The organism is Ruminococcus sp. CAG:379, from assembly GCF_000434255.1.
Lineage (GTDB): Bacteria > Bacillota > Clostridia > Oscillospirales > Ruminococcaceae > Ruminococcus_F > Ruminococcus_F champanellensis.
This window is the reverse complement of record NZ_FR894819.1, coordinates 1-1,626: the sequence shown is the minus strand read 5'-3', so window position 1 is coordinate 1,626 and position 1,626 is coordinate 1. Positions and strand designations below refer to the sequence as shown.

The 1,626-nt window shown below is 50.1% G+C and carries 2 protein-coding genes; both read right to left on the bottom strand.

The window, feature by feature from the left end; all coding sequences use genetic code 11:
* Positions 1–649: 649 nt before the first annotated feature.
* Positions 650–1,063: an SUKH-4 family immunity protein gene (locus QVO51_RS01490; protein WP_022356938.1), complete on the bottom strand. Its 414-nt coding sequence runs from the start codon at positions 1,061–1,063 to the stop codon at positions 650–652.
* A 27-nt stretch (positions 1,064–1,090) separates the two neighbouring features.
* A partial coding sequence (locus tag QVO51_RS01485) for a DUF3320 domain-containing protein (protein WP_288167723.1) occupies positions 1,091–1,626 on the bottom strand: 536 nt, incomplete at its 5' end.

Here is a 1,626-nt window from a genome sequence, read left to right as displayed (position 1 = left end):
AGATACCACAGCTCAAATCTCCTAAACAAAATTGTTTAATATAGAGGGCGATTTGAGGAGTGGGAGTAATACCCGAAAGGCTGAAAAGCCTTGAAAATGTTGGACTTTTGCGTTACGGAATTGGCCCGTGGCAACAAAATGACAACATTTTAAGATTATCCGAGAATAATGAGCTATCTGATTCATTTACGAATCGGATAGCTCTTTTTGTATTTATGCCACCAATTCATGTTAAATTGATTATTAATCTCATAGACATTACTTTTTTACATCAGATTTTCCTCCTCAAGCAATGCTAGCTTTTTCTGCATTTTTTGATTTCTACCATGGTCATTGTTTCGGTGTCTGAAGCTTTAACCTGCGTATACTTTTTGATCCATTTATGCAGCGTGGAACTGCTCATTCCGTATTCTTTGCATACATTACCGTTTTGACGTTGCTGTAACGACCACTGTTGCTGACAGTATGAAGTGCGACAAAAAGGGAAAGGCTGCATAACCACTTGGTTACGCAACCTTATCTTTAAAGAAATAAAGCTTCTATATTAGTATCCACCTATCCGGGGGTGCTTTGTCTTATGGCAACACGCATAGAGATTGTGCAGCAGATGCTATGTAAAGCCATCCGGCGGGCTTTGTGCGGTGCTGCCTTAGATTCCATACTCCAGCTCCTCGCAAACCATAGACCAAAAGGTATCCTCCCGATCAAAGGCATGCCGATCCAGCTCCGTCAGCTTTTCCCGGAATCCGGCTGCCGCAGCAGTCAGCTGCGCCTCCGTCATATTGTCCGGCTGGGGATGCTGCTTACCGTACGACCGCCAGAGCATCAGCTCCCGGACGAAGACGGCAAGATCCGGCGCCGCATAGAACACCTGCTTCTGTGCAGCGTCCAGTTCATAAACCCGCTGGTTCGATGCGACTCCGATCAACCGATCCGGCAGATCCTTGTCCCTGCCAACCACCGTATAACATTGTCCCGCCAGGACTATTTCATAAGCATCCTCCGGCTTACAGAATACCAACTCCAGAATAGGCTCGGAGGGAAATTGAATCTCCTCGTACATAAACATGCTCCTTTCTACAGACCGCCTTTATGCGTTGTGTATGGTGAACCGATCCTCCCTGCAATCCAGCAACTGTCGGGTCAGGGCATAATCCATGGCATCACTGACCGCATGCTCAATGACACCACCGGTACGGGTATAACCAAACAGCTTGGCGGTTTCCCGCAGCAGATCTGACCGGAGCATGCTGACCTGATCCTCCAGAATCAGCAGCATGCCGGCGCACAGCTCCTGGGGACAGATTTCCTCCATAGGTCGCTTGCCGGTTCCCTCCTTTGGGATCCGGCAGATCCGGTAGGTTTCCGGATCCTGCTCCCGGCTCCAGAACCAGCATGCATCCCCGGTACCGGTGCCGGAAATGCCACAATCCTGCACTGCCTGGTCAAAAACCGCCTCTACCCGGCTGCCGCTGCGGGAAATACCGAAAGCATTCAGCACATGCCGCAGCACTGCCCGGCGACTCACCGGTGCCTCTGTTTTCACAGTCTTCCGGATCACCTGCATGATGGCCCTCTTGCTCTCCGGCAGATAAAATTGCTCCGGTGTGCCCAGAAGCTCCGGCA

What these genes read in the sequence shown, in the direction of transcription:
- QVO51_RS01490 (WP_022356938.1), bottom strand. Translation starts at nt 1,063, where the DNA reads ATGTACGAGGAGATTCAATTTCCCTCCGAGCCTATTCTGGAGTTGGTA.